The sequence below is a fragment of the Fictibacillus sp. 7GRE50 genome, from assembly GCF_015903875.1.
Lineage (GTDB): Bacteria > Bacillota > Bacilli > Bacillales > Fictibacillaceae > Fictibacillus > Fictibacillus phosphorivorans.
In genome coordinates this window covers 612,385-627,775 of record NZ_JACZDW010000004.1, presented here as the reverse complement: position 1 = coordinate 627,775, position 15,391 = coordinate 612,385, and the positions used below count along the sequence as shown (strand labels likewise).

Sequence of the window (15,391 nt, the reverse complement as noted above, 5' to 3'; positions counted from 1 at the left end):
TAGTCCTTCCACCCTCATAATCATGTTTTCATTAAACGAAACAATAAGGTATCCACTATAGTGTCAGATTATTGGGAAAATTGATGAAAAAGATGTCACTTTATGCTACCCTCTAGCACGGAATTTTCCCAAGTTTTATTTTTCCATTTTATGTTAGATTTAAATTACAAGTCTTATAGAAAGGAGTTTTCCATGAACGTCGGAACTAGAGAGCCCATCACACAGTCACTCGAGCGGTGGCATACAGCTATTCGGACAAATCACATACAACAATCAGAGAGTATACATAACGAGATTAAGAGTGAGATCTCACAGATCAAAGACCCGTCTACACAATTGTATTATCAATTGTTAAACAGCCGTTACTTGATTCTGAAGAAAGAGCTAACTTCTGCACACGCGATTTTAGATACGCTAAATGATGTTCATTTAAATCGAACAGATATTTTTGGGTACTATATGAACTTAATTACCGGAATGCTATTAACAGCTGAAGGAAATTATGAAGTAGCAGAATTGCGTTTTATCAGGGCATTTAACTTATTAAATGTATTAAGCAGCATGACGGATGAAATCGTGCGAGCAGACTTTTATCATAAAGCTGCTGTTCTGTATTATCACATTCGTCAGCCACTCACTGCTCTGGATTATGCGAACGAAGCTTTGAAAACGTTATCTGAAGCGGAAGATTTCGAACTGCTTCAATCCGGTTGTGAAAATATTCTGGGTCTTGCTTCTCTATCTTTGAAACAATACGGGAAAGCAGAAGAACATTTTCTGTGCGCACTTGATCTCGCTAAACGCATTGATCAGTCATATACTTCACTGATCAAATACAATATTGGTTATCTGTATGCTGAACAAAACATGTCCGAACTGGCAGTACGTTATTTGTTAGAGGTATTTGAAGAAGAAGAAGCCTTTTATAAGACACACTTCTTATTGTCTCGAGAATTCTATCGATTGAATAAAGAAGAAAAAGCAATACCTTTCTACAATAAAGGAATCGAGCTCGCGAATGAAGAATATTTGCATCACTTCAAAATTCTGAACGCCTTAAATCAGGCAACAGATATAAACGAGCTTGAACGAACTGTTAAAGAAGGAAATGACTATTTTAAACAACACGAACTCTTTGGTTTCGTAGAAGATTATGCTGGAGAACTTGCACAGGTCTTCTTCAACAAAGAGAACCACAATAAAGCTAGTTATTATTTTAAAGAGTCTTACGAAGCAAAACGCGCTTTACAAAAAAAGGAGGCACTAAAATGAAAAAATTCGCTGCAGGTATTATCATCACTTCACTAGCACTTACGGCTGTATTTGTTGGACTATCCACAAATTCAGTTGAGCAAGCTGAGCATGGCAGAACGTTCTCTCTTTCTCAAAAATTATAAAACAAGCTGTTAACAAAAAAACGATCAGAGGTTTTCTGATCGTTTTTTTGTGTTGCCGAAATGGGAATGAAAAGCATCTTAATTCAAAACCTAGAATAGTTCAATCACTTAAGATTTTTAGTCATTTTAAAATTAATTAAGGAAACACCTTTGCGGACTACACTTTGAGGACAAACTACTTGGTAGCCTCGGTGTTCAAAGAAAGGTTTAGCAGTAATACTGGCATAAGTATCCAAACACACTAAATCTAATTTCCTTGCTTCAGATTCTATTAAATTAACTAATGTCGTAGCTATCCTTTGCCGTTGGTAATGCTTATGAACATACAGTCTATCTAAATGTCCTCTATATGTTAAATCGGAAAAGCCAACAATTTTATCCTTATTCTTAGCTACAAAAGTTATGTTTCGACTCAATGATTCCTTCCACGATTCCACCTTAGATTGTAATTCATCAAAGGATACCCAAGCATACAACTCTAGTGAAGAATAATCTTTGACATTTACGGTATGTACAGTTTCATAAAACAGATTGATGATCTCCTCTGTATCAGTTTCCTTGTACTTTACAACTTTCAATTTCATCTGCACACCTCTGTGGGGTAAACGTTATCCCTTTATTCACGATTCCTTAATCCAAACCGTTCCCATAGTGCCGATCCATGTAAGGAAAGGTATGGATAGACTTATTAACGCATCATACCATTTAATTTCTTTATTTCTTTTTCTTAATATCCTATCAGTAATATAATACAAGACAGCGGCCATTAGACTATACCAAAGCAAGATTAACCCGAAAATCATATGCAATGCGCCAGAAATAATGAGTTCTGCGTTTTTATTTTCAGACTTAATTAAAATAAATTCACCAACTTTATCACTAATTACAGAAGTTATTACACCATAGATTAATATCGCGGGAAAACTATACATCATATAAACAGGGATTATTCCAATACTAGCAAATACATAACTTAGAACTGAATTGAATGATTCATCTCCAAAGGGATTAGGCATAGAGAACCCTAAAATGATGGCATAAATCGTACCTGACAAAGAAGCCGCTACTAATTTTCTTTGTAAAATAACTTTTGTCTCCTCTTCTATTCATTGAAAATTTTTACTGCGCAACATCACTTAGATGGTAGTTTAATCGTAAATGTTGTTCCTTTTTTCAACTCGCTATGAATCGTAATTTTTCCTCCCATCTGTTTTACAATTTGGTGGCATACAGTTAAACCAAGTCCTGTTCCTTTTTCTTTAGTAGAGTAATACGGACTGCCTAGTTTTTTTAATTGTTCTTTAGACATGCCTACGCCGTTATCTTTAATTTCGATACAAACAAAATTGTTTATATCTTTATACGCTAATATCCTGATTTCGCCTTTCGACTTAATTGCTTCAATAGCATTCTTGATGATGTTGATCAAGACTTGTTGAATCTCCAATTTAAGTCCTTCGATTTTAAGAGAGGATTCTACGTGTTGTGCAATATGTATACTGTTCAAAATGGCATAAGAGTGCATCACATCAATTGATTGTTGAATAGTTAATGTGAGATCGATGGTTTCATATTGATCTGTTTGAGGTTTAGCCAACGCCAAATACTGATTGATAATTTCCTGTGCCCGATCCAATTCTTCAATCGAGATACTTATGTACATCTGCTGTTCCTTCGTTAAATCTTCTTTTTGCATGAGTTGCATAAACCCTCGTACGGAAGTCATGGGGTTTCTAATTTCGTGAGCAACTGAAGCAGCAAGCTGACTGACGACATTCATTTTTTCCGTTCGAAGAAGCTCTTGTCTCAATTCCATCTGTTCTTTCATATTCTCAATTAAGTGCACGACTGCAATTAACGTTGCCAATACGATAAGGGAAGAACTCAACTCGAAAAAGAGTTCCTGCTCATCCCCGTTTATAAGTAGTGAGATTCCTCTAGTAATGGGTATCAATGAATAGAATAAACTAATTACGGTAACCTTGCCTTTGATACCGTAGCGATGAAAAAGCTTTGTAATGGGCAATAACAATAAGCAGAGCACCATGTAGTTTCCAAGCAAAATAGCTAGATTCTGATCAGTGAAGTAACCCACCATAAGAAGTGCTAAAAGACTCGAAAACCCCACCCTTTTTCCTCCGTATAAGAAGGACAAAATAATAGCAACCGATTTAAAGTCGTACTTATAGATTTCAGAATAAACGACTGGCTGACTCATCGTGAAAACTAAAATGATCAGCATAAGCAGAAAGAACTTCGAAGTAATTCGTTTTCGTTCGTCATCTCTTTCATTAAAAAACACTTGATAAATAAGGATGGTAAAAAGGATAAAGACCACGTGTAAGCACATGCTTTGGATAGACTCTAACATTCTGTTCCCTACTTCCTAGATTTACCTGTCTTACATGATTTTCGACAACTTTTAAGCATATCCTTGTCAAAAAGACAAACTTACTAGGTATTAGTATCTATTACTTCATAATAAAAAGCACTTCTTCAGCTAAGAAGAAATGCTCTAATAATCATCAGCATTAGAAAGCCCTACTGTATACCTGCCCCTTAAAACGCATTGCGTCCTCAGCTCGAACTCGCTGACTCTCACTTAATTCTGTTAGATCGGCCCATCTTAGGGCAGAGTGTTCGGAGCTAAGAACGATCTCGTCATCATCTGAAATCATACATCGGAATATTGCTGCATGTGTGTTAATTGAACGGTGATAATACAAACCTGTTAAAACAGGATCGATTACATTAATCCCAAGCTCTTCTCTACACTCACGAAACAATGCCTGATGTATCGTTTCACCAGGGTCGACAGCACCTCCAGGCAAACTCCAACCTTTGTTACCGTAAGTTCGTTTTAACAAAAGCACCTTATTCTCTGCATTAAATACCATAGCATGAGAACCAAATCGAAACGTATCATGAATTCCCAAGGTAATCCCTCTTCTACTTAAAATGTATAGCGAGTTATATTCTACTTAAGAACATAGATATCCTTCCTTAGCTTATCAGTTTAAGTCCAACTGCGGCACTGAGTACCATTGCCATAAAAAGAATTCTTAATCCATTTTTTGATTCACCATAAAACAAAATTCCTACGAGTCCAGAACCTACCGTACCGATTCCTGTCCAGATTGCATACGCTGTACCCATAGGCAAAGATTGCATAGCGAGACTCAACAGAAGAAAACTACTGCTGAACCCTAGAACAAGAACAAGAAAAGATACGATGTTTCTCTTCTTAGCAACAAGGTTCATGCCTGTTACACCAACTACTTCAAATAGACCTGCAAACACCAGAAAGATCCAGCCCATTATTGAACCCCTCCTTCTGATTTTGGTTTTCCAGTTACCAATTTAAGTCCCATAACTCCTGCAAGTAGAACAAGAATGAGTATAATTTTTAACATTTTAAAAGGTTCACCGAATACAAGCATCTCCATCAAAACAGTTCCACTTGCTCCTAATCCCGTGAATACGGCATACACCGTTCCAACAGGCAGTTGTTTCGTAGCCAATATAAGAAGCGCAAAGGAAAAGATGATGGCTACAGTGGTTCCTGTCCATGTCAAGATATTATCCGAATGCTTTAAGCCGATTACCCAACACACTTCAAACACTGAACCTATTAATACATAAGCCCAAGCACGATTCATTACAATTCACCACTTTCAATACTAATACCCCGCCAGAACACGGACCACGATTGTTTAGATCTTTTTTGCAGACGTTCTGGAATACCATAGATTAATTCAACAAGAAGTCCGTCTAACATTGTAAGAAATGCTAGAGCTGCAGTTTCCGGAGTAACATCGTGTCTCAACTCATCCGAATGTTGCTCAAAAAGTGCAGTAAATAAACTTTCCAAACGATCAACAAACCTATTACTTCCCGCTTTTATCACTTCATCATGCTTCACTGGTGGATAAAAAGACGTACGCATAAAAAATTTCATATTATTGTTTTTCTCAAATCGCTCTAAATACTCCGTTAAAAATTTGGACAAAACTTCTCTTATTTGAAGAGATTCCTGATCTTCAATAAATTGTTTTACAAAATCGATTTCACAGTCTGTTGCTTCATGAAACGTTTGTATATAGAGATCATCCTTACTCTTAAAGTGAGTGTAGATCGATTGTTTTTTTATTCCCACTTCGTTTGCGATTACAGATAAAGAAGCACCTTCATACCCTAGTTGGGCAAACTGAATGAGTGCTGTTTGTTTCAATTGATCATATGTCATTGTTTAATCCCCTTCCGAACGGTCGTAAGGTAATCTTATCACACTATTTTTTGAAGTCAACATATCGAAATGACTTAATCTTGTATCAACCCACCCAAAATGTGGTATCATTATTTTTGGTAAAATAATGAAAACAGGAAGAAGTGCGGTACATGGAGACTCCACAAAGTAAAACTTTTATAGATAAATTGGATTATGGAATTCTATTTATACTCTTCGTACTAGCAATTATTAGTTTTATGTTCATATATAGCGGCCAACAGTCTGGTCAATATAATGGTAATTTTGTTCCTAAACAGATTTTCTGGTACACCTTAAGTACCATACTAATGCTAGCTATAGCGCGCTTAGATTTTGAGCAGCTTAAAAGAATGTCTTGGTATTTTTATGGCATCGTATTATTTTTTATTGTGATGTTAATTTTCGCACCAGAAAGTATAGCAAAACCGATCAACGGCTCAAAAGCGTGGTATCAATTACCTTTTCTTGGCTCTTTTCAGCCATCTGAATTCATGAAGATCGCTTTAATCTTAGTTCTTAGTAATATCGTTGAATCACATAATTATCAATATATTCAGCGAACGATTAAATCGGATCTGTATCTCATTTACAAAATGGGACTAGCTAGTCTTGCCCCGATTGTATTTGTCGCCATCCAGCCCGATTCCGGAATGATTATGCTCTACCTATCCATCATTCTGTCCATCATCTTCATATCAGGTGTTAGCTGGAAGATTATTTTGGCCGTTATTTCACTGCCATCTATCGTCCTAACAGCATTAATTGTCATCTATTTTAAATTTAATGACTTTTTTCAGACGAAACTGCTCGTCTTACTTCTTCCTCACCAACGAAGTAGAATAAACGGCTGGTTAAATCCATTTGAATACACAGACCAAGGTTATCAAACAAAACAAGCCATTACTGCGATCGGTTCAGGTTGGTATTCTGGTAAAGGCTGGATGGAAGGGATTATGTATGTACCTGAAGCACATACAGACTTCATCTTTTCCATTATTGGCGAAGACACTGGTTTTCTAGGGACATCCATCGTAGTCAGTCTGTTTTTCTTATTAATCTACAAAATTGTGATATTAGGTGTGAAGTCAAACTATTCTTTTGGCGGATATATGTGTTCAGGGATAATTGGACTTCTTTCGTTCCAGATCTTTCAGAATGTGGGTATGAATATAGGGTTGTTGCCGGTAACAGGAGTCACCCTCCCGTTTTTAAGTTATGGAGGGAGTTCATTATTATCCAATATGATGTTAATGGGGATCGTACTCGGAGTAAGTGTGCAAACGAATCGTTATATGTTTGAGATTGATCAATAAGATATATAAACAACGACGACTAGATGGATTCTAGTCGTCGTTGTTTTAGAGATATTCTTCGTAATATTAGTTACTATCTGTAGACAAGATAGCGAATGAGGGTTTCGAGTGGTCCATTCAGCTTAAATTTTTCCAATAGTAAAGCCATGAAAATACCCATTAACCATATTAAAAAGGCAACCCCTGTCACACTAATGATGCTTAATTCTCCTCCTAAACCAAAAGCGACTGGTGATAGTAAGAGCACTAATAACGTTTCATTCAAGACGTAAAATGTAAGCGAGCGTTTTCCTAGAGCAATGAGTGAATTTGTTAAGAGACCACGCTTTTTAATTTGGCTGCCAAACAGCCCAAATAACGCTGCATATCCAAAACCACCTGCAACACCTGTAATCATTTGAAAACCGTAAATGTTTCCTGCTGTAAATAAACTTGGTTTCCATACTTCATCAATCAGTACTAATGGGATCGAACCTAATAACGATATTGAAATTCCCACTAAAGTAATCATTTTTAATTCTCTTGTATATTTATGTGACTCTGTTAAAAGTCGTTTTCTTCCCATCCAAATCCCTATAAGTACAGAAGGAAGGATTGGGAAAAGGAAATGAATAAGAACAGGAATAGTAGGAAAATAGATGATAGTTTCCAAAAACAACTGACTATATGACTGATCTGAAGAAAATTCATTGCCAAATCCGTAACTACCTATTTCCTTTAGGAAAAAGCCCCAAATGACCGGTATATAAAGTATAAAGACTATGGTCAAAGAAACAGTAACCTTTGCTAAGACCTTGTTATTATACATAAGTAGTTTACTAGTGAGTAGACCCGCAATTCCATAAGCCATTAAAATATCTTGCCCACCAACAACTACTGCTAATACGATTCCAAACAAGATTAAATATAATGAGCGTCTGTTAATCGTCTTCCTTGCTATGTTGGACGACTTTCCTTTCGATAATTGACTTTCGTACATCATGACCATTCCATAACCAAACAACACTGCAAATAATGGCCGAGCACGATTATCAATAAAAAGCTCACCTGCGGAATTAAAAATACTCTCAAGAGCACTCAAACTATCAGGACGACTCATGACTCCTGGGTTAGATTCATATAAGAATAAAGGAGCATGAGCCAACACGATCAATAAAAGCATGAATCCTCTTGCTACATCCAAGGAGATTGCTCTCTTTTTTTCCGTATTAGATTGGGTTTGTGTATTCATTTTTCCTAACCCTACTTTCTAATGTTTATTCCACCTTATATTTTTCTTTAACGATTCCAGATCCAATTCCTCCACCAACCATGAATAGCAAAGGTCCAAAGTTCCACAGAAATTTCCCTCCAGGCAATGAAAAATCTACATTTGTAAATTTATTAATCCCTAGAAATCCTAGTTTAATGATTAACAAGGTAACACCGAGTAAGAACACAACATCAAACAGAAACTTTAATTTAGGATGAGCTAGTTGTTTACTATCTTTTATCACTTTCTCTTTTAGTTCTTCGTCCGTTCTAAGTAATTCATCAATCGTTACTTCAAACAGATCACTTAGTTTAATGATAACTTCAATGCTGGGATAATTTTGTCCGTTCTCCCATTTAGAAACAGATTGTCTGCTCACAAACAGCTTTTCTGCTAATTCTTCCTGAGACCAGCCTCTCGCCTTCCTTACGCTTTTCAATTTCTCACCAAAAACCATCGATCGTAGCCACCTTTTTGTATGTATAGACTCATTATTGTGAATTTATGGTCAAAAAGTAAAGATAACTTTAGTTGCATAGAGGCGCAACTCCTAGTTGCATAGTGAAATCTCCCCGTTTATGGCCAAAATGAGGTGAATATCGCATTCTTAATCCATACCACACGGGGTATATATACTCTTAATTCAAGAAGTTTTGGAAATAATTCTAGAAATTTCGGATATATTCCGGCGAGTTTAGCCATAATTCAGCGAGTTTTTAACATATATCGGCGAGTCGACATATTCTGACAACAACGCACTTCTATAATACCCTCAAACCATTATGCGAACAAACAAAATAAAAAGCACTCCTCCCATTTGAAGAAGTGCTCCACACAACCTATTCACTTGTCTGCAGGATCTCAGTAACTTTAACGGTTTCTTTCAATTTAGGACTACCCGCGTTATCCGCAAATCCAAAAATACTAAACAACACAATCGTCATACCAAGTAAGAATTTCTTGTTTATTTTCATCATTTCACCGCGTCCAGTTCAATTGTCGCTTTAAACAGATCACCATCAACGTCGATGTCCATACTGCCCTCATGAAGATCTACGATGGATTTTGCGATGGCGAGACCGAGGCCTGAGCCATCTGTATGACGTGATGTGTCTCCGCGTTTGAATCGTTCAAATAATTCTTCAAAGTTACCGCCTAGTTCGTACTTCGAGACATTCTTAAATGAAACAACGACCTTTTGATTCTCTTCTGTAATGGATATATATACTCTTGTATTGTCCATAGAGTACTTTAAGACGTTGCCGATCAAATTTTCAAACACACGCCACATTTTTTGACCATCCACATGAGCAAAAATCGGACCATTAGGAGTTGCTACTCTAAAAGTTAGTGACGATTCTTTAATGGTTTCACTGTATTCAGCCATGGCTTGTTGAAGCAACTGGACAATATCTACTTTATCTTTAATAAGTTCCAGATTCCCGCTTGCCATCTTAGATACTTCGAACAAATCATCAATCAAAACTTTTAGACGCTTCGACTTGCGATCAATAATTTCTAAATAAGCATTTTGATCCTCTTTTGTTACCTCTTGTGACTTCAAGAGTTCCGTATACGTAATGATTGATGTCAAAGGAGTTCTCAGGTCATGACTGACATTCGTGATTAGCTCCGTTTTGAGCCTCTCACTTTTTGCTTCAGCTCGTTTTGAAGTTTTTACACCGTGCTTGAGTAAGTTTAGGTTTCCAGCTAACATGGCTAATGCTGATTTTCCCTTGTGAGGAAGATCTTGTTCCATTTGTCCTGCCGCAAGCTCATTCGTGTGCTGGATGATTCTGTTAAAGTACCCGATTCTTTTAAAAAGGTAGATTAATACCGGTACAGTAAAGAATAAAAACAGAATGAAATAAACGATGAAAGCCATGGGATGAAAGAATACGACTGCAGCACCGAAACCTGACAAGAAAATAACGATAAGTAGCAGCATGATTTGTATAGCAACACTTCTATTGTAAAAAGCGTCAGAAACTAATCGGTGAAACCATTGGGCTGACTTTGAGATAAACGCATCTCGATATAACTGTTTGTTTCTCACATCACGGTAGATCCAAGTCGTTTGGATAAGAGTGATACTCAACATAAGCGCTGTGACTAGAAATTCGAATAGACCATCACTATACATGAATGAGAATACCAAATTATCGTAGTTTTGTGCGTTCATAACAATTGCCATGATTGCAAAAAACAAACTTAACAATAACAAACCTAACCGAATATCAATAGGTATTTTACGATAGATATTTACTTTTTCTGATGAAGTAACCATCTGTAGAGGATGAAGTCTTCTGCCCCATAAAAACACAAGAAATAGAATCACAATACTGCAGATCGATATAATGTAAAACACCGTTTGTCTCTTCTCAAAATCATCTACTTGTTTTTGTAACCAACTTCCTTGTCCAGGAAGAGTAATTATGCCCTGAAGTGTTTTGGACTTTTGAGGAAAATATTCGTAATGATATTCTATGAAAGTATCTGGGCTACTAATACGTAAGTTGCCGTTTTCAGATGATGATGAATACTCTCTAGTGAACAAATTTGTTTTATTCTTAAGATCTTTAGGGCCTTCTGCTGAAGAAAGATTAGTAAATACCTCTTTTGAGTTCATATCCACCAAATAGTAGTTGAAACCCAAAAGGTTAGGATCATAATCAGAAATATAACTTTGTCTTTCTTTAACAAGTGTCTCTACTTCTTTTTCTTTTTCCTTCACGATCTTAGCTTTGATATGATCGTCACTTTTGAAGTTCTCCATGATATCTTTAACTTTTGCATCTCTTTGTTCTTCATAAAGCTTAACAACATCATCGTTCTTAGCAGCCTTCGCTTCATCAATCTGCTCTTCATACTGACTTTTGATATCGGCTATTTGCTCTGATAGACTTCCATAGCGCATGCGATGTTCTTCAATCTCTTCTTTAGAAACTTTTATATTGTCCTTAAGCTCATCTTCAGATAGATAATTGGTTTCAGAAATACTTATATAATTGATAAATTCCTCAAATTGTGAGTTAAATTCTTCTGTATGAAAATAATCCTTTTTAAAATACCAATGACCATTTTCTAAGATCGAAACGATTCCACATAACCCAAAAGTCAACAATATGATCCAAACAACCCACTTGCTTCTATTTTTCCATTTTGTATCCAATTCCCCATACCACCTTTAAATATCTAGGATTTTTCGGATCGATCTCAATCTTTTCTCTAATCTTTCGGATATGAACAGCCACTGTGTTTTCAGCATTGTAACTGGGTTCTTTCCAAACTCGCTCATATATGTCATTAATGGAAAAAACTCTTCCAGGGTAAGACATGAGCAACTCCACAATCTTGTATTCGATCGGAGTTAATTTTACTGAGTCCCCGTTTATGGCGACTTCCTTTGCTTCCTTATCAAGTGTCAAACCGTTCAGATTAACTAGATTTGTCTTTCCCTCATATGTACCAAGAGTCACGTAACGCCGTAGCTGAGATTTAACACGAGCGATCAGCTCTAAAGGATTGAACGGCTTTGTCACATAATCATCTGCACCGATCTGCAGTCCTAGTACTTTATCTGTATCTTCACTCTTTGCACTTAAGATAATAATCGGTATGTTTTTTTGCTCTCTAATTTTAAAGGTGGTCGAGATACCATCTAATTTTGGCATCATAATGTCCATGACAATTAGATGGATCGGATGTTCGTCTAATTTTTCTATTGCTTCAATGCCATCTCCAGCTTGAACAACTGTGATTCCTTCATTTTTCAGATAGATCTCTATCGCATCGCGTATTTCTTTTTCATCATCAACAACAAGTACGTTAAAATTATTCATTTTTTCACACTCCCTTCTGCATTATAGCATGGCATATATTTGAAATTATCTTTATTCTACACAGCAATCCTTTACATTTAGTTAGCAAAAATCTTAAGACTTTCTTAAGACTCATAATGTTCCATAATTCAAAAGATAGGCAAACAAAAAAGCGCAAATCTATTTAAAGAAATGCACTCTCTTTTAAAACACTATTAGTTTTGAGCTTCACTATACCTTTTAAAATTATCCATGAAGGCTTGCCATCCAGCTTCTTGCATCTCAACTGGATTCGTCGCTTCGGCTTCAAATGTTTCAACGACTCTCGTTTCATTTTCTAAACCGACAAAAGTAATCGTAACTCTTCTTCCATCATCTAGCGTATAAGCAATATATTCATTTGTTTTGACTTCATCATACTTCCCGCTAAAATCAAATCCAAAGCTGCCATCTTTTGCTTCCATTCTGGTAAGAAACCTTCCGCCATCTCTCAAATCGTTTTCCGCTTTTGGTGCGTGCCACTCGTCAGAAGCAAAGCTCCAACCTGTAATATGCTTTGGCTCGGTCCAATATTTCCAAACTTCTGCAACTGGTTTGTTCACGGTTGTTTCCACCGTGATGGTTACTTTATTACTTGTTTCCATAACATAAACCACCTTTCCGTCACTCACAATTTATTAACTCAATGCTCAAAACTATTTCAACAAAAAAATGCATTTCCCTGCTACGGGAAATGCATACCAGCAAAATATTATTTTTTCTTATTCAATCGCTTTCTTAGCTTCTTCATACTTTGCATTAGCAAGGTTATTAATCTGTGAAAGATAATCTTCTAACTTAATTTCACCCTTAATCGATGCTTCAAGAAGACTATGAATATTTGCGTTTGGTTGCTCTGAAATACTAACTCCTGTTGGAGCTTCCCACCGTGACTGAACGTAACCAGGTACAGCTTTTACGGGTTCGACTATAGCATTGTCCAAATTATCAAACGCTGAACGAACGCCAGGAAGGTCTTGTAGTTCAAAATATGCATCCAGCACATCTTGATCTGTTGTGACTGGCACACCATTTAGTACTTTCCCTTTTTCTGCAGCAATATCAATTCGTTTCAGATATCCTTCTTTTCCAAAAGACATCCATTTCGAAAATAAATAAGCTTCTTTTGGATGTTTCGTATTCTTTGATATTCCCATATAATCATTTGCGACAACGGTTCTTCCGCCGGGAATTCCAATGAAATCATAATCAAAATCAAGGTTTTCCTCAAACGCAGTCAATGCCCATGTCCCATCTCAGATTAAACCCATATTCCCTGATGCCCAAACCTCTCCTGCATTACTTCCATCGAAGTTGCTTTTTTGTTCCTCTGTTAATGATTCATAAGCATAATCGTTCGTAACGATATCTTTTGCAATTTGTTGACCTTCTTTGAATTCAGTGCTGTCTAAATGATATCCTTCTTTTGTGTAGGTATACCAACCAAGAGTCTTACTTACTGCTGCAGGATACCAGTCAAGGATTGCCATTGGGTTGTTTATACCAACCTTGCCTTTACTGATATTTGTTATACGTTTTACAGAATCAACGAATTCATTTATGTTTGCACCACTTTCTGGCGCATCCAAATTAGCGTCATTAAACATATCTTTATTAACGTAATATCCTAAAAATTGCTGACCTGCAGGTAGTGCAAAAAGAGTGTCACCGTATGTTGCAGCCTTTCTTACGGCCTCAGGGACTTTTGCAAGATCAGCATCATCAGAGGACAATTTAGAAAGATCTAATAACCAGTCATTTGCTACACCAGGTGGAATTTCGGACAGCATGAATACATCAGGCATTTCATTTGCGCTTGCCGCAGCTGCTAATCCATCATTCCATTTATCATTAGGTATCGACTCAACTAATTTTATCTCGATGTTTGAATATTTTTCTTCAAACGCTTTGATCATGAGTCTTTCTATATTTTGTTCTTTTTCTGTCCCTAATCCCCAACTTGCATAAGAAATGGTTACCTTATTGCCGTCCGCATCATTACTTTTTCCACCTTCGCTCGATGCGTTACATCCGAACAACATTGTAATGATTAAAATACTTATGGTTAATTTAAGACCTTTCATGAAGACACCTCAATTTTAGTATTCTTCTTAAACAATTAACTTAATTGCTCCTGGTTTATTTTGTAATCGCTTACATTTTCAGTTTTAGGTATAGGGTGAAGCATTGTCGATTTAGACATTTTAATAACCTCATCAGCGGTCACCTCTCGCTCTAATGAATCTGATAAGTAGATTCCTTCACTGATTAACATTGTTTGAAGTGCAATCTCAGCGGTCGGCAGCAGTTCCACTCTTCCTTGAAGCGCGGCAATCCAATGATCTTGTGAGGAGTCATAGGCATCCGGGTTCTCTTGAAGTTGATGCCATCGATAATTCGCCGCACCTAGATCAAATGTAGCATCCATATCCATGTCACTCATCGTAGTATGATAGCTTAATGGCGTATTTATTCCGTTTACTTGTCCGTGAAGGGATAGTCCACCTTTATTCCCTACTAAACTGCTTCCTCCCAATCCATTCAAATGAATCGCCCAGGATTCGATAATATCAAGTGTTAGACCCCCATCGAACCGAACAAATCCTAAACCAAGCTCTTCAACATCAAATCCACTTATCATTTTACGTTTTTCATCCATATCCATTTCTTGATACGTTTTACCTGTAATCGTTTTAACAGAAGGCATATTCATTAAATACAGCAATTGGGATATTCGATATACACCCATATCAAACAATGCTCCACCTGATGCCTTCTTTTTTTGATTAAATTCTTTCGTGCCATATCCGTCAACAAACGGTCTACCTCGTCTTCTAAATCCGGTAGAACGAGCATGATACAGTCTGCCAAGCTTTCCTTCATCTATTAACATCTTTGCGGCTTTCGTTTCGATCCCATAGAGAAAGCTTAGTTGAACATGCAGTTGTTTACCGCATTCTTTTGCAGTATCAATCATTTTCTTTCCATCCATGTATGAGCCTGCAATTGGTTTTTCACAGTATACATGCTTACCAGCTCTTAATGCTTCAATCGTAATCCCAGCATGTAAATTATTATGCAGACAAACATCAACTGCATCCAGGTCTTCACGTGCTAACAGCTCTCTATAATCACTGTACGTGTCAGGAATATTGAACTTTTCCGCTACTTGTTTGAGTTCAATTTCATCAATATCACATGCGGCAACGATTTCTGCACCAGATATCTTTTCATAGTTTTCTAGATGAACTTTACCAATCATGCCAACACCAATAATACCGATTCGCACTTTTTTCATAACC

Annotated in this window: 19 protein-coding genes; 3 read left to right on the top strand and 16 right to left on the bottom strand. The window is 36.7% G+C overall.

The window, feature by feature from the left end:
* The first annotated feature begins 192 nt into the window (after positions 1-192).
* Complete coding sequence (locus IHV12_RS18475) at positions 193-1,272, top strand: hypothetical protein (protein WP_197191783.1); 1,080 nt, start codon at positions 193-195, stop codon at positions 1,270-1,272.
* Positions 1,269-1,397, top strand: a complete 129-nt coding sequence (locus IHV12_RS22960) for a hypothetical protein (protein WP_255520074.1) — start codon at positions 1,269-1,271, stop codon at positions 1,395-1,397. Before IHV12_RS18475 ends, IHV12_RS22960 begins: the two co-directional genes overlap by 4 nt.
* 104 nt (positions 1,398-1,501) lie before the next feature.
* Here the strand turns inward: IHV12_RS22960 and IHV12_RS18470 are convergent, their stop codons facing one another.
* The 7 genes from IHV12_RS18470 to IHV12_RS18440 all read right to left on the bottom strand — a co-directional run bounded on the left by IHV12_RS18470 (position 1,502) and on the right by IHV12_RS18440 (position 5,643).
* Positions 1,502-1,975 carry a GNAT family N-acetyltransferase gene (locus IHV12_RS18470; protein ID WP_197191832.1) on the bottom strand — a complete coding sequence of 158 codons (474 nt, stop codon included), beginning with the start codon at positions 1,973-1,975 and terminating at the stop codon, positions 1,502-1,504.
* Between the two features lie 42 nt (positions 1,976-2,017).
* Positions 2,018-2,452 (bottom strand): hypothetical protein, encoded by a 435-nt coding sequence (locus IHV12_RS18465; RefSeq protein ID WP_231620794.1) that lies wholly within the window; start codon positions 2,450-2,452, stop codon positions 2,018-2,020.
* 77 nt (positions 2,453-2,529) lie between these two features.
* Positions 2,530-3,747, bottom strand: coding sequence for an ATP-binding protein (locus tag IHV12_RS18460; protein ID WP_197191782.1), 1,218 nt, complete (start codon positions 3,745-3,747; stop codon positions 2,530-2,532).
* A gap of 181 nt (positions 3,748-3,928) precedes the next feature.
* Complete coding sequence (locus tag IHV12_RS18455; RefSeq protein WP_197128087.1) at positions 3,929-4,333, bottom strand: NUDIX hydrolase; 405 nt, start codon at positions 4,331-4,333, stop codon at positions 3,929-3,931.
* Between the two features lie 67 nt (positions 4,334-4,400).
* Positions 4,401-4,715 carry a DMT family transporter gene (locus IHV12_RS18450; RefSeq protein WP_231618149.1) on the bottom strand — a complete coding sequence of 105 codons (315 nt, stop codon included), beginning with the start codon at positions 4,713-4,715 and terminating at the stop codon, positions 4,401-4,403.
* A complete protein-coding gene (locus tag IHV12_RS18445) occupies positions 4,715-5,056 on the bottom strand; it encodes a DMT family transporter (RefSeq protein ID WP_197191781.1) in 342 nt (113 codons plus the stop codon). The genes IHV12_RS18450 and IHV12_RS18445 overlap by 1 nt, the downstream gene beginning before the upstream one ends.
* Positions 5,056-5,643 (bottom strand): TetR/AcrR family transcriptional regulator, encoded by a 588-nt coding sequence (locus IHV12_RS18440; protein ID WP_197191780.1) that lies wholly within the window; start codon positions 5,641-5,643, stop codon positions 5,056-5,058. The genes IHV12_RS18445 and IHV12_RS18440 overlap by 1 nt, the downstream gene beginning before the upstream one ends.
* Before the next feature lie 152 nt (positions 5,644-5,795).
* Here IHV12_RS18440 and IHV12_RS18435 point away from each other — a divergent pair, with 152 nt between their 5' ends.
* Positions 5,796-6,977: an FtsW/RodA/SpoVE family cell cycle protein gene (locus IHV12_RS18435; RefSeq protein WP_197191779.1), complete on the top strand. Its 1,182-nt coding sequence runs from the start codon at positions 5,796-5,798 to the stop codon at positions 6,975-6,977.
* A 73-nt stretch (positions 6,978-7,050) separates the two neighbouring features.
* On the opposite strand, the gene IHV12_RS18430 is transcribed toward IHV12_RS18435, so the two are convergent.
* From IHV12_RS18430 to IHV12_RS18390, 9 genes are all read right to left on the bottom strand, one after another.
* Positions 7,051-8,208, bottom strand: a complete 1,158-nt coding sequence (locus tag IHV12_RS18430) for a DUF418 domain-containing protein (protein WP_197191778.1) — start codon at positions 8,206-8,208, stop codon at positions 7,051-7,053.
* Between the two features lie 25 nt (positions 8,209-8,233).
* Positions 8,234-8,686, bottom strand: a complete 453-nt coding sequence (locus IHV12_RS18425) for a helix-turn-helix domain-containing protein (protein WP_197191777.1) — start codon at positions 8,684-8,686, stop codon at positions 8,234-8,236.
* A gap of 382 nt (positions 8,687-9,068) precedes the next feature.
* Positions 9,069-9,206 carry a hypothetical protein gene (locus IHV12_RS18420; protein WP_197191776.1) on the bottom strand — a complete coding sequence of 46 codons (138 nt, stop codon included), beginning with the start codon at positions 9,204-9,206 and terminating at the stop codon, positions 9,069-9,071.
* Complete coding sequence (locus IHV12_RS18415; protein WP_197191775.1) at positions 9,203-11,401, bottom strand: histidine kinase dimerization/phospho-acceptor domain-containing protein; 2,199 nt, start codon at positions 11,399-11,401, stop codon at positions 9,203-9,205. The genes IHV12_RS18420 and IHV12_RS18415 overlap by 4 nt, the downstream gene beginning before the upstream one ends.
* A complete protein-coding gene (locus IHV12_RS18410; RefSeq protein WP_197191774.1) occupies positions 11,379-12,071 on the bottom strand; it encodes a response regulator transcription factor in 693 nt (230 codons plus the stop codon). Before IHV12_RS18410 ends, IHV12_RS18415 begins: the two co-directional genes overlap by 23 nt.
* Before the next feature lie 194 nt (positions 12,072-12,265).
* A complete protein-coding gene (locus IHV12_RS18405) occupies positions 12,266-12,694 on the bottom strand; it encodes an SRPBCC family protein (protein ID WP_197191773.1) in 429 nt (142 codons plus the stop codon).
* 117 nt (positions 12,695-12,811) lie between these two features.
* Positions 12,812-13,330 (bottom strand): extracellular solute-binding protein, encoded by a 519-nt coding sequence (locus tag IHV12_RS23110; RefSeq protein ID WP_197191772.1) that lies wholly within the window; start codon positions 13,328-13,330, stop codon positions 12,812-12,814.
* Positions 13,331-13,345: 15 nt separating this feature from the next.
* Complete coding sequence (locus IHV12_RS23105; protein WP_197191771.1) at positions 13,346-14,173, bottom strand: ABC transporter substrate-binding protein; 828 nt, start codon at positions 14,171-14,173, stop codon at positions 13,346-13,348.
* 35 nt (positions 14,174-14,208) lie between these two features.
* The gene (locus tag IHV12_RS18390; RefSeq protein WP_197191770.1) at positions 14,209-15,387 is read right to left on the bottom strand and encodes a Gfo/Idh/MocA family protein; all 1,179 of its coding nucleotides are present in this window, start codon (positions 15,385-15,387) and stop codon (positions 14,209-14,211) included.
* Between the last annotated feature and the right edge of the window lie 4 nt (positions 15,388-15,391).